The sequence below is a fragment of the Heyndrickxia faecalis genome, assembly GCF_040267745.1.
GTDB lineage: Bacteria > Bacillota > Bacilli > Bacillales > Bacillaceae_C > Weizmannia > Weizmannia faecalis.
Window position 1 is genome coordinate 1,873,392 of record NZ_CP158453.1, and the last position, 18,539, is coordinate 1,891,930.

Below are 18,539 nucleotides of genomic sequence, written 5' to 3' on the forward strand. Positions count from 1 at the left end.
GTGAGGAAACATGGCAGGAGACCAACCCCTTGGCAATATGGTGATCGGTGTCAGCATGGAGGGTACTCAGTTCGCAAATACCTTGAAAGAAATACGGGGGCAGGTGCGCCAAGCTCAGAGCGCAATGAAAGCCAATTTGACAGTAATTAGTGGCGCCGGCGATAAGTATGAAACTCTCCGTGCAAAAGTAAAGAGCCTGAATGAAGTAATGGCGGTTAACCAGCGCGAAATTGATATGCTCCGTAAAAAGCACCGGGAAGCCATTAAAACTTACGGCGAAGGCTCCGAGCAAGTTTCCAAATTAGCTTCCCAAGTGAATAATGCAGTTGCCAAGCAGTCAGCCTGGAGCAGACAGCTGGATCAAGCAAAATCTAAACTATCGGGGATGGATAGCCCAATTAGCAAGTTTTCATCTCGGCTGAATGACATCTCTGAGCGGGCCAAAAGCGTTGGCGGAAAAGTAAAAGAAATGTCTGACGGGATTACACAAACTTTTGCACCGGCTACCATTGCAATTGGAGCCGGTCTTGGTGCTGCAGCGAAGCAGGCCATGGATTTCGAAAGTCAAATGAGCGCGGTAAAGTCTGTCATGGCGCCGGATGAGGTAAAAAAGTATGGCGGCGCGTTAGAGGATCTTGCTGTAACCATGGGCGCCAAGACAAAATACAGTGCCACTGAGGCCGCGCAGGGAATTGAAGAACTTGTCAAAGCCGGCGTGAAAACAACAGATATCATCCATGGCGGGCTCTCGGGGGCTTTAAATCTTGCGACTGCCGGTGAACTGGACCTGAAAGATGCTGCCGAGATCGCGTCAACTGCGTTGAATGCTTTCCGGAAAGACAATATTTCCGTAACCCGCGCTGCAGATCTGCTGGCTGGTGCTGCCAACGCAAGCGCAACGGATGTTGAAGAATTAAAATATGGGTTATCTGCTGTTTCAGCTGTAGCCAGTGGAGTCGGTTTAAGCTTTGAAGATACGACTACGGCGCTTGCGGCATTTGCGCAGAATGGTCTTAAAGGTCAGGACGCTGGAACATCTTTAAAAACTATGTTATTAAACCTTTCCCCTTCTACAAAATCTGCTGCCGATATGATGGATTCGCTCGGTCTGGCAGCGCGAAATACATCTTCTGCATACAATTGGTTAGTTGATAGGGGGATTAAACCAGCCTCACATTCTGCAAATGACATAGAAGCTTCTTTGCAACGTCTTGCGAAAATTCAGGCAGGTGCTGGAGCTTCTGCAAGTAAAGTAAAAAATGAATATCAGGAACTTGCGAAAAACTCCGGTTTTGCATCAAGCGCTTTTTACGACCAAAACGGAAAGCTAAAATCTCTTTCCAAAATTTCTGGTCTGCTTCATGACAGGCTCAAAAACCTTTCGGAAGAACAGCGGCAATATGCATTAAAAACAATGTTTGGAACGGATGCTATCAGGGCAGCCAATATTTTGTATAAAGAAGGCGCCAAGGGAATCGAAGACATGAACGGCGCCATGAATAAAATCAAAGCTGCTGATGTTGCCAAAAAGAAAATGGACAACCTAAAAGGCTCCATTGAACAATTAAAAGGAAGTTTGGAGACGGCCGGAATATCGGTTGGTCAGGCATTAACACCAGCCATTAAAAAAACAGCTGAAATTGTTCAAAATATCGTGGACAAGTTTAATGCCCTGCCGAAACCGGTTCAGCATGCGGCCGCCATTTCAGCAGCGTTGTTAGCCGTTATTTTAACCCTTGTAACCGGGTTTGGGTTTTTGACATCTGGTATATCCAGCTTGGTTATTGCCTATGGCACTCTGGCCGGCGGCATGGCCGCAACGACAGGAGTTATCGCGGCAGAAGGGGCAGCTGCAACGGCTGCCGGGGCAAGCACCGGAATATTGGCCGGTGCAATCAGTCTATTAACCTCTCCGGTCACGTTAACCATAGCAGCCATTGCAGCACTCGGAGTTGCGTTTGTTTTGGCCTATAACAAAATAAAGCCGTTTCATGCTTTCATGAACAGTATCGGATCTGCGATCGGAAGAGCCGTAAATTTTGTCAGGCAGTTTACTACCGCAATAATGCAAATGCTCCAAGGCAATTGGGCAGGCGGCGCTGATTTGTTGAGTAAAATCGGATTAAGCGACAGTGCCGTACAGAAAACCATCAATATTGTTACGAAAATACAAAGCGCCTTTAATACATTAAAAGCATATTTGCAGCAGGCATTGTCAGCAATAGGCTCATTTGTAATGAGTAAAATATCGCAAATCAAATCGTTTTGGGATCAGAACGGCGCAACAATAATACAAGCAATAAAAAATGTCTTTAAAGTAATTACTGTCATTGTTAAGGTAGCATTAGCTATTTTAGGTCCGATTTTTAAGGCTGGTTTTGCAATAATTGTTGCGGTTGTTAAATCTGTATGGGGAAATATTAAAGGGATTATTTCCGGTGCTCTAAAAATCATTGAAGGGGTCGTTTTAGTTTTTTCTGGTTTATTTACTGGGCATTGGAAGACCATGTGGAGCGGCATCAAGAGCATTTTTAGCGGTGCCATTCAGTACGTTTGGAATCTGGTCCAGTTGATCTGGATCGGCAAGATGCTCAAGACTGCCAAGGCGTTTGTCGGACCGTTTAAGAGTCTGTTTAAAACATTATGGACAGCACTCAAAACAATTTTTAGTTCACCAGTAAAATGGATTGTCAATCTGGTGAAAAATGGATTCGGCTCCATGAATAAGTTTGCATCCAGTTTTAGTGGCGGATTAAAAACGGTCATGACGAAAATGTGGACTGCTTTGAAAGGCATTTTTTCACTACCAATCGGAACCATTAAAAGTTTACTAAAAACCGGTTTTACATCCATGAAAAACAGTTCCGTAAACATTTTTAACTCGATGAAACACGGCGCCAGCAAAATTTGGAATAGCATGATCTCTACTATTAAAAGCTTGCCAGGGCGAATGGCAACTGGACTTAAAAATGGCGCAAGCAAGTTAAAGAGTGCCATGAAGTCTATTGGTAATGCAATGATTGAAGGCTTAGCTGCAGGTGTTAATGGTGTACGTAAAGGAATTAACTGGATTTTAGATAAGGTTCATGCGCCAAAAAAATTGCACATCCCAAAATGGGATCCTCCACACTATGCGAAGGGTACTGATAATCATCCTGGTGGACCGGCGGTTGTGTCAGATGGAAAAGGCAAAAATGTTCAGGAATTGATCACGCTCCCTGATGGCCAAGCATTTTTATCTCCACTGCGTGAAACAGTCATGAACTTGCCAAAAGGTGCAAGCGTACTGAATGCCGATGCGACTGCTCAACTATTGTCGATGATGCCGCGCTATGCTAGCGGAACCGGGTGGATGCAAAATCTATGGGATGAAACAAAAAACGTTACGTCAAAAGTATGGAATAGTGCAAAAAGATTCAGCAAAAACATCGTAGACGGTGCAAAAACCATCTGGGATTATGCTAGTAATCCAAGCAAATTGGTCGATAAAGCGATTGACACTTTTTCTAACTTTTCGGATCTTAGCCAGCCAACACTTGGGATAGTGAAAGGTGCAGTATCGACAGCAAAAAGAGGCGCAGTCAATTGGATTAAAAGCCTAATGCTTGCTGGAAACCCGTCCGGATCCGGCGTGGAAAGATGGCGCTCATATGTCATACGTGCATTAGAGATGAACGGTTTGTCAACTGCAAAATCCATGGTTGAAAAGGTTCTGCGACAAATCAAGACGGAGTCCGGTGGTGATCCGAAAGCCATACAACACGGTTATACGGATATCAACACAAGGACCGGGGACCTGGCTAAGGGCTTAATGCAGACGATTTCTGCAACGTTTAACGCATATAAATTTCCAGGGCACTCCAATATTTTTAATGGCTTTGACAACCTACTGGCTGCACTTAACTATGCAAAGCATCGTTATGGCAAAAATTTATCCGGCCTTGGCGAAGGGCACGGATATGCAAATGGCGGGTTTGTCTTTACAGAGCAGCTTGCCCGGGTTGCGGAGGGAAACAAACCGGAAGCAATCATACCACTTGATAGACTTAAAAGAACTAGAGCATTACAGCTATTATCACAAACTCAAAAAGCTTTGGGAGTTGGTTCGCAAAGCCAAAGCAACTCATCAGCCGCGGATTTATCTGCTTTAATCCAGCGTCAGGACCAGCAAATATCTTTGATGCAGCAAACGATTGATTTACTTATGAAAATATTACAGAAAAATAATGTGATTAAAATTGATGCAGATGCCCTTGAAAAAAATGTAAGCAAGCGGCAAGCTGCAAATTACAATAATGCTGCCTATATGATGGGGTGATTGATTGATGGAAGAATTAACAATCACAAAACTGGATGGAACAAAACAAACTGTAAGCGAAATAAATGGTGCATATTTGCTTGATGTAATTGATAGTGGGCCGCAACCGTCAACCACGTATGAACAAATCGCTGGATCCGATGGAAATATAGATAACGGAACTACATTTGGGACAAGAAACATCACTGCAAAATTTTATTTAGATGCGAAAGACTATATCGACTATACGCTTGCCCAGAAGGAAACTTGGCAAGCGTTATTTGATTATGATCCATATTACATTACCTGGTCGCGAATGCCTGGAATAAGGTTTTTAGTCCATATCAAGCCGTTTGAATTTTCCAGTATAAGCCAAATGTCAGGAACCTTTGATATTGATTTTGAAGCTTTCAAAGGATTTGGAGAGAGCGTTGGCAGAACGGATGAAGATTCAATTGATATGGATAGTGAAGTGTGGCAAATGGTCGGACAAGGGTTTGTTCTCGACAAGGATTTGGTTTATACCAATATCCCTGGGAATAGTTTTAAAATATTTAATGCTGGAGATATTACAATTGATCCACGTAAGCACGACTTGACTATCAGCATTCAAGGGATTGGCACTCCGACTTTGAAAAATCTTACGACCGGTGACTTATTTACTTACAATAAATCCCTTTCTGCGGGGGATGTGTTAACGATTGACGGCGTCTACCCTTTACTTAACGGCGCCCACTGCGGTCGCGACACAAACCATGGCTTACTTACTCTATTACCAGGATGGAATCAAATCAGTTTAACCGGGCTTAATAATCCGGTTTCTACTTTTGGATTTAGATTCCTATATAAGTAGGTGATAGCATGGACTTAATTGTAAATAACGGCATAGACGAGGAAATCCTGGTTGATTTTAATGTGGATGACTTTGCAGAGGATTGGGAGAAAAATAGTGCTTGGTCAGTTAGCTTTAGCGTGACAAAGACAAACAAAAATGCCTACACGTTTAACATGCTGCAACAAGAAGCAATGATTAAACTAGAGGGCCAGTGGTTTGTTATTAAGCAGCTGGAGCCAACAGCAAGCGGTAAGGTGCTATCAAAATCCATTACGGCCAACCATATTTATTTTACATGCCAAGATCATCGGCAGTACAATCAAAAATCACAGACATGGAGCATTGAGGATGCACTCCACTGGACTTTTGACGGGAATAAACTCGGTTTTACGTGGGAAGCAGTTGGCAATTTTGAAAAGGTACAAATGGACAATTTTGGGGATGCTAACGCTCTTAGCATGGTCGAAACTATCCTAAGTAGTTTTAACGCGGTTTTAGATGCTGATAACAAGCATCTTATTTTTTATGCTCCGGACAGTTGGGGGCAAGTTACCAATAATCAATTTCGGTATCTGTACAACACCGACACGGTTAACTGCCAAATTGATACAACCAACCTAAAAACAGTCATTCGCGGATATGGAAAACAGAATGATGATGGAACCTATGTTTTTCCCTTTGTGACTTATAAAAGCCCATATGTAGCGCAATGGGGAGAGCGCCATGCCGACCCTATTCGGGATGATCGGTTTACAAGTGCAAGCTCCATGCTTGCTTATTTGCCAAGCCAGTTGCAGGACACGCCAGCCGTCACATTGTCTATAACAGTAAAACGTAAGGAAGAAATCAATAAGGGCGATCATTGGTTATTAATTTACGAACCTATGAATTTTGACACCGATGTCGAAGTGATCGGATATAAAAAATATCCTTTCTCTAAATACAAACCACCGGAAGTGACATTTAGCAACGATGCAAAGGATATGACGGGCATTTTGTCCAGTTTTAACCGTGTGGGGAAAATCGTTAACACAGCAATCGATAAAAGTGGCAACGTAAAAACGTCTGCCATCAGCCGGCTTCCGGATAATAAAGTATCCGTTGGACCCAGTACGGCATTTGCCCCAGGGTATGATCCCACACAGCTGGATATCCCGCATTATTCGCTGGCCACACCTACATCAGATGGGTTGATGGCCGCGGCGGATAAGCAAAAGCTAAATTTGATTGTTGTGGATGATAACGGGAACGTAGTAGTAGACATCCCACTTGCAGCAGCTAATCAAGATGGATTGATGAGCAAAGAGGATTTTGCCAAACTGGGAAGGATCCTTTTTTCGGGTTCGGGAACGGTGGATTTGCAAACGGTTTTGCAAACATTGCAGGACCATGAAAACAGAATCGCTGCTTTAGAAAATGGAGGTGGTACAGGATGAGATGGCCATATGAAAAGATTGGGGTTACTACGACAAGAGCATTTCGTAATTTACTAAATAAGATTATTGGCGATATTGGCGCTGACATGCAAGAGCATAAAAACCGAGCAGATAACATCCAGGCGCAGGTAGACAACCTTGTCGCGGACGGCGACAGCAGCCCGGAAGCAGCCCAGGCGAGAGTGGGAACAGACGGGACGAATTACACAACGTTAAAGGCTCGCTTGGACGGTGAAAACCAAAACGTTATGTCGCAATTGGCGTCTAAAGCGGAACAAGTAGATTTGGAAACACAAAAATCTCGAATAGACAACATAGTCGCTAATACGGATAACACTGAAGGAAACGCTGAGCTATTAGATATTAGAACAGATAGATTTGGTAAGGTATTTGCTACAGCAGGGGATGCAGTTAGGGCAGCAGTGGGTACATCTCTCAAAAAAATTGGATCCTACCCAGGAGTTATTCAGGATAATCAGAACACAGGGACTGGTGGCTATTCCTCTTGGAAAATTAATGCGGATGGATACTTTAAATCATATTTCGACCGAGCGTTAATAGTGGATCCAGGATCATGCAACACTTCCATTAACTTAAGTAGTATCTCAGGCTTAGGGTTTACACCTTCTACTGTTGGGGATTTTGCTGTTTACGTCCGTATTACGACCAATCGAGCATCTATGAGAATAGGGCACTTGTTAAATAATGTGGGGGGCTGGGGAAACCTGCAAACAGGGCAGAAAAAAGACTATGTTGATCATCCTACTAACCGTTGGGTTAAAGTTCCAATTTTACAGACGCAAATAGACACATTGAGAGCTCGTACCGATTATAACGGAACCGTTATATTAGTCTTTGATCTCTCCAACCTGCAAGGAAGCGGATATTTCGAATTTATGGTATTGGACACTCGTACAGAGGTTAGGAAGAATAAAAACTATGAAGGTATTGCATTTAAGGCTGAGATTGCACAAGTAGCGGAAACTGCAACCATAGCTGAGAATGTGCGATCATTGGAAAACATGCCATTAAAAGAGGTTTTAACTGAAAATGATGTTGCAAAAGATCCGTCAACAACCGGTAATACCAATAGCTTTGCAACATATACAAGCGGTACGGATGTTATTGGAGTTAAATCAAGCTTTAATTTTGTTGATCAAAAATATGCATATTCATTTCATCGAATGGGCACGAAACTATGGAGAGATTTCAAAGGTAAAAAATACCGCGTTTATCTCCAATCCGATTTAAAAAAAGATGTTACGTTGCAATTGGAAGTTGCAAACGCCGGTGCATGGGGCTCGGACGACGGAAAAACCGGAGCAATCAAAAAATTTACCATTACCTTAAATGCTGCAAACAATTGGCAAACATTTTGTGATATTGATTTTTCTGACCCAACATATGATGCATGGTACAATGATCCATTAAGAGCCGGAGACTTATACCAAAGAGTATTTTATTTAGTTGTTATCAATGATGCTATAAAACAACCGTTGGGGACATACGAAATATCGCATTTTGCGTATGAGGTAACAAATTCAATCGATGCAAGTTTGTCATCCAAAACGGTTTTGGGATTTGCTAAAGAGTTAGATTTGATGAATGCAAAAGTTGCGATCAACTCATTAGATAATCGCGTTGATGTCATTGAGTCAACGTTGCAGAAAATTCCACAAAAGCAAGCATTATCAAGCGTTTGGGCTACAAAATTAAGTGCATCAACAAATACAATTGATGCAACGCCATATGTTGCTGGGAGAAACCAAATTGGTTTTAAAATGGTTGCCCATTTACAACAAGGCGATGGCGGTTATGTATATACAAGCGCAAGAATTGGCAGCGATACAACGAATTTTGCCGATTTAAAAACAAAAAAATTCCGTTTTGTTATACAAACCGAGGGCAAGGATACAAATTGCCTTTTTAGACTAACGAATTATTCCGCATGGGGTAGTGTTGATGGATCAATTGCAACATCATTCTCAAAAAATTTAACGCTGAACGCGGCCAATGATCATGTCGTCAGTATCGATATTGATTTATCAGAACAAGTTTTTGCTGATTTTTATGCGGTTGAGAATAGAGCATCAAAACAAGGCGTTTGGTTTATCATATCGTTTGAGAATACCGGCCAAGTTGGAGATTATCCGGTTTATGCGTATGTTTACGATTTGGGTCAAGTTGTTAAGCCAAACATTGAAACGGAAATGCAAAAAAAGAATATTGGTGAATTTGTAACAACTGATGAATTAGCTACTGAAGTTGATGAATTACGACAGGAAATCGTAGATAATACCAACAAGGTTGATAAAATCGTGTGTTGGGGTGATAGTTTAACAGCAGGTGGAGGTTGGACAACTACACTATCTAATCTATGCGGATTACCGGTTTATAACGGCGGTACAGGAGGCGAGGGAGTTAAGGAGATCATGGCGCGCCAAGGCGCTGATGTTATGATAGTAAACAACATTACTATCCCAGCGGATACATCTGAAATTTTAATTGCATCAAGAGCAACGGATGGCGGAATTAAAACACAATTGGGAAAAACGGTATTGCCGCTACTCCAAGGCGGAGGCGCCCATGTTAATCCATCATACATTGATGGAATTGCGGGAACATTGCGTTGGACAGGCACAAGTTATGATGATATTAATGGGACTTGGGTTTGGAGACGAAACGAGGCGGGAGAAGCAAGAACAATTAATAGGCCAACGCCGCTCATTACTAATTTTGATAAAAATTATAATGATGGCATTATGATTATTTACATGGGTCAAAACGGTGGGTTTGCATCCGATGCCGAGGCAGTAAGACTGCATAAATTGATGATCCAACATAGTAACGCCAAACATACCGTTATTTTGGGTTATTCATCCGGCACAGCTGCCGAAAGAGAAAGTTATGAGGCAGCAATGACAAATGAGTTTGGCCGTTATTTCATATCATTGCGGGAGTATTTGAGCCAATACGGATTGGACGATGCCGGCATTACACCAACGCAAGCGGATATGGATGCGATGGCAATGGGTAAAACGCCGCCAAGTTTATTGGTTGATAGCGTACACTATAACGCTGAGTGTAAGACGGTTATCGGGCATATGCTTTATAAGAAAATGAGAGATTTGAATTTATTTGATTAATAGTGCAAACTGCTCCAAGCTGGTTCAATAAGAGCCCTTTTAGGGCTCTTTTTCATGATCAAAATCAAAAATCGGCAGGAAGTAAAGACAGATTGGGGGTGTTGGTCCATTGGAGGCGGATCAGCAGGTGGATATCTGGCGGGAGACACTGCAAAAAGACCTAGAAGCCATAAAGACCGAGCAGGTAAATATGAAAAGCGACATTCGGCGCCTGCAAGACAAAGAACTTATGCAGGATCAGCAGATTGACAGCATAAAAGAGGATTTGAAAGAGATTAAAGAGGACACAAAATGGTTACGGCATGCCATTACAAATGCGCTTATTGTTGCGCTTATTGGCGGGGCCGTAGCCATTTTCTTTGCTGCCATTCAAAATTTTAATTGAGGAGATGTTTGGAATGAAGTACTTATCTGATTTATCTTGGTGGAAACAAACAGCAACATTGGTTGGTGGTGTTTTAACCGCACTGATTGCCTTTTTTGGCGCACTAAACGTACATTTCCAGTGGCTTACAGCTGACTCGGTAAACGCGTTTGTATCGCTAATTGTGGCAATAGGTGCGCTGTTTGCTGGATCAATTGCAACAATCTTAAACACCTATCTGACGAATAAAAAGAAAGAAGAGGCAACTCAGGTGGCGATCTCTTACGCACAGAACCCTACAACAGAAGATGCAGAAAGGGAAAGGATTAAAGCAATTGTGGAACAAGTATTGGCGGCACAAAATGCGGCTACTACACCGTCCAAAGAAAAAAATACAGCCACCACTGATACACCATCTAAATAAGGAGGAGTGATCGAATTGAATAGATTAACCAAAACCATCGGAGCGCTGGCCCTGGCAACAGGGCTGGCGTTTTCTTTTGCGCCGAATACTTATGCCGCGGCGCCGAGTGTGGATTTTATCGACGTCAGCCATCATAACGCAGAACAGGGGCTGCCTTTAAGTTTTTATCAAACAATGAAAGCAGGCGGCATTAATGCGGTGGTCGTAAAGGTTTCGGACGGGCAAAGCTATGTTGATCCGGCTGCAAGCGTGAATATTGCCAATGCAAAACAGGCTGGCATGGCAGTTCATGCTTATCATTACGCCCGATTTAAAAGTACAGTACAGGCAAAGGCCGAGGCAAAATGGTTTGATAAAAAGCTAAAGCTTGTTGGCTTTGATAAAAATAAGGATGGCCAAGTGGTAGTTGATGTAGAGGACAAGTCATTAGCAAGTCTAACTGCAGCTACCCTTACAAAGATTACAAATGCGTTTGTAGCACAAATAAAGTCCCTAGGCTACAGCAAGATTGACTTGTATACTGGTCACTCATTTTTTAACACTGAACTGCAGCCAAGCAAACTAACAATCTCTAAACCTTGGCTTGCCAGGTACCCTCTCTACCCGTCCACAGGACAGCCGACACCAGCCTGGTACAATGGGCAAAAAGGGGCTTGGCAGTGGTCAAGCACTTACAAGTTTACTGGCATTCCCGGCTACTTTGACGTGAGCCAGGACTATGCCGGTAAGTACACAAACGTTGCTAAAGTCGACAACGCAACAAGCACAGGTGTGGTTAAAAAGATCGGATCCTTAAGCCTGGTCGATTATCTAAAATCCAAGGGAAAAAGTGCAACGTTCAGCGCCCGCACCAAGTTGGCCAAGCAGTACGGCATTACAAACTACACTGGGACAGCCGCCCAAAACCTGGCATTGTTGAGCAAACTGAAATCCGGTGTTAAACCGGCCAAAACAAATATTGTCAATAGCAAACTGACAACATCCAGCAAGGTGCCGGCTAAAACATACACGGTTAAGCGTGGAGATACGCTGTCTGGCGTTGCTAAAAAATACGGTACCACAGTTGCCAGGTTAAAAAGCCTTAACGGCATCAAAAACGCTAATCTAATTTATGCTGGGCAAAAGCTAAAAATTTCCGGATCCGTGGCTGCCGAAAACACGAAATATGTAACCGTAAGAAGCGGGGATACTGTTTCGGAGTTGGCCGCAAAATATGGGTCTATGATCGCCAAAATCAAATCGTGGAACCACCTGGACAGCAGATATACGATTTACGTTGGCCAAAATCTGCGTGTAAAATAAGGTGTCACGGGTAAATTACTTTTACATCCTGGAGTCTGCTGGAGTCTGCTGCAAAGATAAAGCCCTCGCATTTGCGGGGGCAAGTTTGTGTGCTGCTTATTTAATTTAATTTAGATAGTTTAAGTGTTACATGCTCGTTTTTTCCTAATCTTTGTGTTCCGGTATCGCTATCGCCAGGAACTGTTTCAAATTCCCTATTATCATTTTTCTGTAATAAATCAGGGGCTTCAAAATCGATGTTCAATTTTTGCGGCGTTTTATCCTGGTTTTCGAATTTGATAAAAATGAATCCTTTGTTAATGACCGGGCCACCATAAGTAACTCCTGCTTCATTTTCCCCATTTGTCATATGGTCGATATCATCCCCGATTTCTTCAGCTGTATCAGTTATGATATCAATTTTTGTTCCCGAATAGTCAATGAATTTACCACTTTTGGTATTATCTCCTTCTTCGAGAAAAAGAAGCCCTTTTTCACCATCCGTATTTGTTGCAAGCTTTACTGCGTAATTAAGAATGAAAGCTTCATCCTTGTTCTCCCCAAAAATAATCTGATACATGCCGTCATTAGTGGGCCCATTTAAATACTCTCCTGTAATCTCATATTTCCCTGTGTTTTCATCAACAAAAGTAGTGTTCTTTTTAGCTGCAACCAATATGTCGGATGTCGTTTTAGCTACCGGCCTTTTTTCTGTTTCTTCAGTCCTGGCTTTTGATTCTCCTTTAGATGTTGAATTTGATTGTGTTGCGTTTCCCCCGCAGGCACTCAAACCAAATGTTAACAACCCTGTAATTCCAAAGATTATTGCTTTCTTCATTCTTCTTCCTCCTCGTGTTTTTCTCTTTGAATTTTCAAGTTCATGACCAAAATCATGACCAAAAAATGACCAAAAACATTTGAAAAGTAATGATAAATTTTGAAAGTGAAATCTAGAAACTTCCTTATATATAGGCATTATCAAAAATCATGAAAGTAAAAAAATGTAAAACACATGTTCCGCACACAAGTCCACCAATGGGAACGCGACCAGTATATCGAAATGTATTGAGCAAGAAACCCCTTGAAGCGTAAGGCTTTGAGGGGTTTTTGTTTAATGGGCATTTTTGCGTCGAACGCCCAGAAAAACAAAATGCCCATTAATTGCCCCGATTTTTCCTTCGAAAATAGATTGGAAGCCCAGAAATCCTCAAGTGTCACAGGCATTTTTGCCATCAAACTCGCATATGCTCTATTAAAAAAGAAGCAGCCGAAACTGCTTCTTTTTGATCAGTGCACCATTTGCCTGTACAGCCCGATGACAACGCCGAGAATGGTGACGTTTTTCAATATGATCGGTTCCATTGTCTGGTTTTCAGGTTGCAGCCGGAAGTAGTCTTTTTCCTTGAAAAATCTTTTTACTGTCGCTTCATTTTCATCTGTCATAGCGACCACGATATCTCCGTTGTTTGCCGTCTGCTGGGAGCGGACAATCACATAATCGCCGTTTAAAATCCCGGCATCCACCATGCTGTCCCCTTCAATTTCCAGCATGTAGACGGACTCGTCAGACGGGACAAGATGTTCCGGAAGCGGAAAATACTCTTCAATATTTTCTACAGCTGTAATCGGTATGCCTGCTGTTACTTTTCCGACAACAGGCACATTGACAACATTTTGGGCCGGTATTTCTTCATCATGGTCCAAAATTTCAATCGCTCTCGGCTTTGTAGGGTCGCGCCTGATCAACCCCTTGCTTTCAAGCCTTGCGAGATGGCCATGGACAGTTGAACTGGAAGCAAGTCCGACTGCCTGGCCGATTTCCCGCACGGAAGGGGGATAACCTTTTGTTTTTACTTCATGCTTGATGAAATCAAGTATCGCCTGTTGCCGTTTTGATAGTTTTGCCATTCTATTCACCTCGTCACAGTTTTGTTTGGCACCCGCGCTGCGTATGGGGACGTTTACGGGAGGAATGCCATTATTTGCTATTATTATATCATATTGCAGCAGATAAAACAAACGTAAGTTCGAAAAAATGTTGACGAAAAACAGGCGTTCGTTTTATAATAGAACTGGTGATTGGACGAACGAATATTCGCGGGAGGAAGATGGAGATGTCACGATTATGGAAAAAGTATAACTATGTTATGATTTTAGCAGGGCTTACGCTTGTTTTCGGATTTTTCATGATTGGAAGTCTGCGGGATCCATCCCCACACTATATCAAAATCAGCGTCACAGAGGGCGATACGCTTTGGAACATCGCCGGGCAGTATGCGGAAAAGGGCAAAATGTCGAGGGAAGCATTTATCAGCTGGGTTGAGCGTCATAATGATATTGACGGCAACATGATCAAAGCCGGCGAAAAAATTGTCATTCCAATAGAAAAAAATGAATTCAGCGATGATAATAGGGAACTTGCGATGAAATCACAACGGGAGACGAAAAAATGAAAGTTGTTTTATATTGCAGAGTAAGCACGGAAAAAGAAAGCCAGGAAACTTCCTTGGCGAGGCAGCGGGAAGAGCTGGAGAAGCTTTCGGATTCCCACGGTTTTCAAGTGGCCGGGGTGATCTGTGACCGGGCAAGCGGCTATGACCTGGACAGGCCCGGCATCCTTGATCTTCTTGATACGATTGAAAATGAAAAGATTGACGCCGTACTGGTGCAGGATGAAACACGGATCGGAAGAGGAAATGCAAAAATTGCATTGCTTCATTTTTTATATAAAAAAGGGATTAAAGTATATTGTTATGCGCAAAACGGAGAATTGGAGCTTTCGGAATCTGATTCAATGGTGCTGAAAATTGTCAGCATGGTTGAAGAGTATCAGCGAAAGCTGCATAACTTAAAAATTAAAAGGGGAATGGAGCGTGCAGTCAAAAACGGCTACCGTCCGGAAAAAAATTTAAAAGGGAAGCGGAATCCGGACGGCAGGGAGCGAAAGGAAGTGCCGGTTGAAGAAATTATCCGCCTGCGGGATAACGGCTTGACTTTTCAAGAAATTGCTGCGACTATGCGCGGTTTCGGCTACCAAGTTTCAAAAGCAACCGTCCACCGGCGTTACAGGGAATATATGGAGGAAACGGGGCATGATAAATAGTATCAAAACCGTTTCACGGGTGCGCTTTCGTTGCAGGCGGGTCCATATTTTAGTAAGATGGCATCAATTACGGATAAAAGGAGAGAAAATATGCTTTCAAAAGAAAAAATGGCAAGGATTAACGAATTGGCGAAAAAAGCGAAAACCGGCGCCCTGACAAGTGAAGAAGCAAAGGAACAGTCAAAATTGCGAAGCGAGTATTTGCAGGCGTTCCGCTCTTCATTCAGAAAAACGATTGAAAATGTCCGTGTGCTTGACCCGGCTGGCCAGGACGTTACCCCGGAAAAAATTAAGCAAATTCAAACAAAAAGAAAGCTGCACTAAAAAGGAAACCATCCTGCTTTTTTCTTACAAAATCCATACAAAATGGTAAAAGAGTTGTGTTATGGGTTTCACTTGCCTTAATATAGAGTTGTAACCCATGAAGAAAGGATGTTAACAGATGTTTGATAAAACGGACGAACTGGCAGTCACAACAATCCGAACATTGTCCATTGACGCCATCGAAAAAGCAAAATCCGGTCATCCGGGGCTTCCGATGGGGGCTGCACCAATGGCATACACCCTCTGGACAAGATATTTGAACCATAATCCGGAAAACCCGCACTGGTTTAACCGGGACCGTTTCGTATTATCCGCAGGGCATGGTTCCATGCTGCTCTATAGCCTGCTCCATTTATCCGGTTATGCATTAAGCATGGATGATATTAAAAATTTCCGGCAATATGGCAGCAAAACCCCGGGTCATCCGGAATACGGGCATACGGAAGGCGTGGAAGCAACGACCGGTCCGCTCGGGCAGGGGATTGCCATGTCAGTCGGAATGGCGATGGCAGAACGGCATCTGGCGGCTGTATACAATAAAGAAAATTTCCCTGTCATTGACCATTATACATATGCTTTATGCGGAGATGGCGACTTAATGGAAGGCGTATCTGCCGAAGCTGCTTCATTGGCGGGACACTTAAAATTGGGACGTCTCATTGTATTGTACGATTCCAATGACATTTCCCTTGACGGCGACTTAAATAAGGCCTTTTCCGAAAGTGTTGCCGACCGGTTTAAAGCATACGGCTGGCAGTATTTGCGGGTTGAAGACGGGAATGATATGGCACAGGTCGCAAAAGCGATCGAGGAAGCAAAGGCGGATACAAGTCGGCCGACACTCATTGAAGTGAAAACGATCATCGGTTACGGTTCTCCAAACAAATCCGGGAAATCGGCTGCCCACGGCGCCCCGCTCGGAGAAGATGAACTGAAACTAACGAAAGAAGCGTATAAATGGACATTTGAAGAAGACTTCTATGTTCCGGATGAAGTTTACGCACGGTTCCGTGAATTGGTTGTGGAAAATGGCGTGAAAAAGGAACAGGAGTGGGCGTCCCTGTTTGAGGCCTATGAAAAACAATACCCGCAGCTTGCGGCTGAACTAAAACAGGCGATAAAAGGCGGGCTGCCGGATGGATGGGACAAGGACATTCCGGTCTATGAAGAAGGCAAAACCCTTGCCAGCCGTGCGGCAAGCGGGGAAGTGCTAAATGCCGTCTCCAAACATTTGCCGTCTTTGTTCGGGGGATCTGCAGACCTTGCCGGATCCAACAATACGCGGCTGAAAGAAGACAAGGACTATATGCCGGATGCCTATGAAGGGCGCAATATTTGGTTCGGTGTCCGCGAATTTGCGATGGGCGCAGCCATGAACGGTATGGCGCTTCATGGTGGTGTCCATGTATACGGCGGCACGTTCTTTGTTTTCTCGGATTATTTGCGTCCTGCCATCCGCCTAGCTGCTCTTATGGGCCTTCCGGTAACGTACGTCTTTACGCATGACAGTATCGCTGTCGGGGAAGACGGTCCGACACATGAACCGGTTGAACAGCTTCCTTCTTTAAGAGCGATGCCGGGCTTGTCGGTCATCCGCCCCGCGGACGGCAATGAAACGGCGGCTGCCTGGCGCCTTGCTCTGTCATCTGAAAACCATCCGACAGCGCTTGTTTTGACGCGCCAAGGGCTGCCAACCTTGAAAGGGACGTCTGAAAAAGCGTTGGAAGGCGTTTCAAAAGGTGCCTATGTCGTGTCCCCTGCACAAAAAGAAACGGCTGACGTTCTCCTTCTTGCCAGCGGGTCGGAAGTCCATCTGGCTGTGCTCGCGCAACAGCAATTGGCGGAACAAAAGATTGATGCTGCTGTTGTCAGCATGCCGTCATGGGACCGTTTTGAACAGCAAAGCAAAGCATACAAAGAATCCGTATTGCCGGCACAGGTGAAAAAACGCCTTGCCATTGAAATGGCTTCACCATTCGGCTGGGAAAGGTATACCGGGGATGAAGGCGATATTTTGTCGGTTAATACGTTTGGCGCCAGCGGAAACGGTAAAACCGTTATGGAAAAATACGGATTTACCGTTGAAAATGTTGTGGCACGTGTAAAAAAATTATTGGGCATGTAATCGTTCCGGGCCTGCTTTTGCGGTATTCGCGAAAGCAGGCTCATTTTTTATGCAGGAAGGGTATAAGAAAAGGGGGACTAAAAGTGCGGGGGCTGAGCTGAATGGCTTTTCCCTTGGATGCTACCGCATAATCGGCAGCGCGTTGATGTATTTACGCTTATTTTCTTGTCTGTACATGCAATCAAATGTTTCAAACTCATTTTTTAAATTTTGTTACAACAAACGACAACTTTTTTGAGGCCCGTCCATTATAGTGAAGGTAACAAAGTTGCGGGAGTGAGATCATATGCGGTCCTATTCTATCTATCTGATAAAAGAGGAGTTTGCACAATATTATTACGGCAGGGAACGAATGTTTTTTAATCTTTTTCACCAGTATGCGCACGTTTCCGGAAGTTTGAAAAATGTCCTCAGCAGACAGATCCATTATATTACAAAGCCGATTCCGCTCTTGTCTGTCCATCATGTCTTGCAGCCGTTATTTTCTGACACCAGCAACATGACGAAAACAGGCGCTTGCCAACTTCTTTCAAAGAAAGAGGGGCAGGTGCTGGAAGTGACCATAGAAGAAAGAATGCTCCAGCTGAACGTATACGGGAGTTATGATACAGAAACCGCCGTTTTTGAAATTCTGAGGAACTTTAAAGGAGATTTGCTTGCAATCGATTATGACCATAAACGATTCGGCTGGATAAAACCGGTTAAAGAAAGAAAATTCGTGTGAGAAGAAAACAAGTATTGTATAATTCAAATGGATTTAGTACACTGTATGTGAGTGAAGGAGGTATATTATGATTTGGGTGTTCGTTCTTGTAGCCCTAATTGCTCTTTTGGCAGGCGCAGCAATCGGGTTTTTCATCGCCCGTAAATATATGATGAATTACCTGAAGAAAAATCCGCCGATTAATGAACAAATGCTGAGAATGATGATGATGCAAATGGGTATGAAGCCGTCTCAAAAGAAAATCAATCAAATGATGAATGCCATGAACAAACAAATGAAATCTTAAGCTGGGCGACCGGCTTTTGTGGTATATCCATCACCATTGTTAAGCTTCTCACGATTCTGTAAACCACTTTTTCTGCCAATTTTCTGCACAGAAAAGGTGGTTTTTGATTTCATGTTCCATTTTTATGCTTTTCACGATGTTTTTTCTCTTTCAATCAGTTTATGTTAAAATGAAAATGAGCCGGGATGGGGAGT

General features: G+C 43.3%; 15 protein-coding genes. 13 read left to right on the forward strand and 2 right to left on the reverse strand.

What is annotated here, in order from left to right; all coding sequences use genetic code 11:
- Positions 1-10: 10 nt before the first annotated feature.
- The 7 genes from ABR335_RS09140 to ABR335_RS09170 all read left to right on the forward strand — a co-directional run bounded on the left by ABR335_RS09140 (position 11) and on the right by ABR335_RS09170 (position 11,804).
- Positions 11-4,318 carry a phage tail tape measure protein gene (locus ABR335_RS09140; protein ID WP_350346136.1) on the forward strand — a complete coding sequence of 1,436 codons (4,308 nt, stop codon included), beginning with the start codon at positions 11-13 and terminating at the stop codon, positions 4,316-4,318.
- Positions 4,319-4,325: 7 nt separating this feature from the next.
- The gene (locus ABR335_RS09145) at positions 4,326-5,150 is read left to right on the forward strand and encodes a phage tail domain-containing protein (RefSeq protein WP_350346137.1); all 825 of its coding nucleotides are present in this window, start codon (positions 4,326-4,328) and stop codon (positions 5,148-5,150) included.
- A gap of 8 nt (positions 5,151-5,158) precedes the next feature.
- A complete protein-coding gene (locus ABR335_RS09150) occupies positions 5,159-6,568 on the forward strand; it encodes a phage tail protein (protein ID WP_350346138.1) in 1,410 nt (469 codons plus the stop codon).
- Positions 6,565-9,714, forward strand: a complete 3,150-nt coding sequence (locus ABR335_RS09155; protein ID WP_350346139.1) for a hypothetical protein — start codon at positions 6,565-6,567, stop codon at positions 9,712-9,714. Before ABR335_RS09150 ends, ABR335_RS09155 begins: the two co-directional genes overlap by 4 nt.
- A 109-nt stretch (positions 9,715-9,823) precedes the next feature.
- Positions 9,824-10,099, forward strand: a complete 276-nt coding sequence (locus ABR335_RS09160) for a hemolysin XhlA family protein (protein WP_061574452.1) — start codon at positions 9,824-9,826, stop codon at positions 10,097-10,099.
- Between the two features lie 13 nt (positions 10,100-10,112).
- Positions 10,113-10,502, forward strand: a complete 390-nt coding sequence (locus tag ABR335_RS09165) for a TIGR04086 family membrane protein (protein WP_061574451.1) — start codon at positions 10,113-10,115, stop codon at positions 10,500-10,502.
- A gap of 15 nt (positions 10,503-10,517) precedes the next feature.
- Positions 10,518-11,804 carry a GH25 family lysozyme gene (locus tag ABR335_RS09170; protein ID WP_350346140.1) on the forward strand — a complete coding sequence of 429 codons (1,287 nt, stop codon included), beginning with the start codon at positions 10,518-10,520 and terminating at the stop codon, positions 11,802-11,804.
- Positions 11,805-11,904: 100 nt separating this feature from the next.
- Here the strand turns inward: ABR335_RS09170 and ABR335_RS09175 are convergent, their stop codons facing one another.
- Together ABR335_RS09175 and lexA are read right to left on the reverse strand one after the other, a co-directional pair.
- Positions 11,905-12,621, reverse strand: coding sequence for a hypothetical protein (locus ABR335_RS09175; RefSeq protein ID WP_350346141.1), 717 nt, complete (start codon positions 12,619-12,621; stop codon positions 11,905-11,907).
- Between the two features lie 449 nt (positions 12,622-13,070).
- Positions 13,071-13,691 carry a transcriptional repressor LexA gene (gene lexA / locus ABR335_RS09180; RefSeq protein WP_014098213.1) on the reverse strand — a complete coding sequence of 207 codons (621 nt, stop codon included), beginning with the start codon at positions 13,689-13,691 and terminating at the stop codon, positions 13,071-13,073.
- Positions 13,692-13,897: 206 nt separating this feature from the next.
- On the opposite strand from lexA, the gene yneA reads away from it, so the two are divergent.
- The 6 genes from yneA to ABR335_RS09210 all read left to right on the forward strand — a co-directional run bounded on the left by yneA (position 13,898) and on the right by ABR335_RS09210 (position 18,345).
- On the forward strand, positions 13,898-14,236 hold the full coding sequence (gene yneA / locus ABR335_RS09185) for a cell division suppressor protein YneA (protein ID WP_014098214.1): 339 nt from the start codon (positions 13,898-13,900) through the stop codon (positions 14,234-14,236).
- Positions 14,233-14,886 (forward strand): YneB family resolvase-like protein, encoded by a 654-nt coding sequence (locus ABR335_RS09190; RefSeq protein WP_014098215.1) that lies wholly within the window; start codon positions 14,233-14,235, stop codon positions 14,884-14,886. The genes yneA and ABR335_RS09190 overlap by 4 nt, the downstream gene beginning before the upstream one ends.
- A 90-nt stretch (positions 14,887-14,976) precedes the next feature.
- Positions 14,977-15,210: a DUF896 domain-containing protein gene (locus tag ABR335_RS09195; RefSeq protein WP_014098216.1), complete on the forward strand. Its 234-nt coding sequence runs from the start codon at positions 14,977-14,979 to the stop codon at positions 15,208-15,210.
- 118 nt (positions 15,211-15,328) lie between these two features.
- Positions 15,329-17,335, forward strand: a complete 2,007-nt coding sequence (tkt, locus tag ABR335_RS09200; protein ID WP_014098217.1) for a transketolase — start codon at positions 15,329-15,331, stop codon at positions 17,333-17,335.
- Between the two features lie 286 nt (positions 17,336-17,621).
- Positions 17,622-18,059 (forward strand): sporulation inhibitor of replication protein SirA, encoded by a 438-nt coding sequence (gene sirA / locus ABR335_RS09205; RefSeq protein ID WP_014098218.1) that lies wholly within the window; start codon positions 17,622-17,624, stop codon positions 18,057-18,059.
- Between the two features lie 67 nt (positions 18,060-18,126).
- The gene (locus tag ABR335_RS09210) at positions 18,127-18,345 is read left to right on the forward strand and encodes a YneF family protein (protein ID WP_013859446.1); all 219 of its coding nucleotides are present in this window, start codon (positions 18,127-18,129) and stop codon (positions 18,343-18,345) included.
- Positions 18,346-18,539: the final 194 nt, after the last annotated feature.

What these genes read in the sequence shown, in the direction of transcription:
- tkt (WP_014098217.1), top strand. Translation starts at nt 15,329, where the DNA reads ATGTTTGATAAAACGGACGAACTGGCAGTCACAACAATCCGAACATTG.
- ABR335_RS09175 (WP_350346141.1), bottom strand. Translation starts at nt 12,621, where the DNA reads ATGAAGAAAGCAATAATCTTTGGAATTACAGGGTTGTTAACATTTGGT.
- lexA (WP_014098213.1), bottom strand. Translation starts at nt 13,691, where the DNA reads ATGGCAAAACTATCAAAACGGCAACAGGCGATACTTGATTTCATCAAG.
- ABR335_RS09195 (WP_014098216.1), top strand. Translation starts at nt 14,977, where the DNA reads ATGCTTTCAAAAGAAAAAATGGCAAGGATTAACGAATTGGCGAAAAAA.
- ABR335_RS09150 (WP_350346138.1), top strand. Translation starts at nt 5,159, where the DNA reads ATGGACTTAATTGTAAATAACGGCATAGACGAGGAAATCCTGGTTGAT.
- ABR335_RS09140 (WP_350346136.1), top strand. Translation starts at nt 11, where the DNA reads ATGGCAGGAGACCAACCCCTTGGCAATATGGTGATCGGTGTCAGCATG.
- ABR335_RS09210 (WP_013859446.1), top strand. Translation starts at nt 18,127, where the DNA reads ATGATTTGGGTGTTCGTTCTTGTAGCCCTAATTGCTCTTTTGGCAGGC.
- yneA (WP_014098214.1), top strand. Translation starts at nt 13,898, where the DNA reads ATGTCACGATTATGGAAAAAGTATAACTATGTTATGATTTTAGCAGGG.
- sirA (WP_014098218.1), top strand. Translation starts at nt 17,622, where the DNA reads ATGCGGTCCTATTCTATCTATCTGATAAAAGAGGAGTTTGCACAATAT.
- ABR335_RS09145 (WP_350346137.1), top strand. Translation starts at nt 4,326, where the DNA reads ATGGAAGAATTAACAATCACAAAACTGGATGGAACAAAACAAACTGTA.
- ABR335_RS09190 (WP_014098215.1), top strand. Translation starts at nt 14,233, where the DNA reads ATGAAAGTTGTTTTATATTGCAGAGTAAGCACGGAAAAAGAAAGCCAG.
- ABR335_RS09165 (WP_061574451.1), top strand. Translation starts at nt 10,113, where the DNA reads ATGAAGTACTTATCTGATTTATCTTGGTGGAAACAAACAGCAACATTG.
- ABR335_RS09155 (WP_350346139.1), top strand. Translation starts at nt 6,565, where the DNA reads ATGAGATGGCCATATGAAAAGATTGGGGTTACTACGACAAGAGCATTT.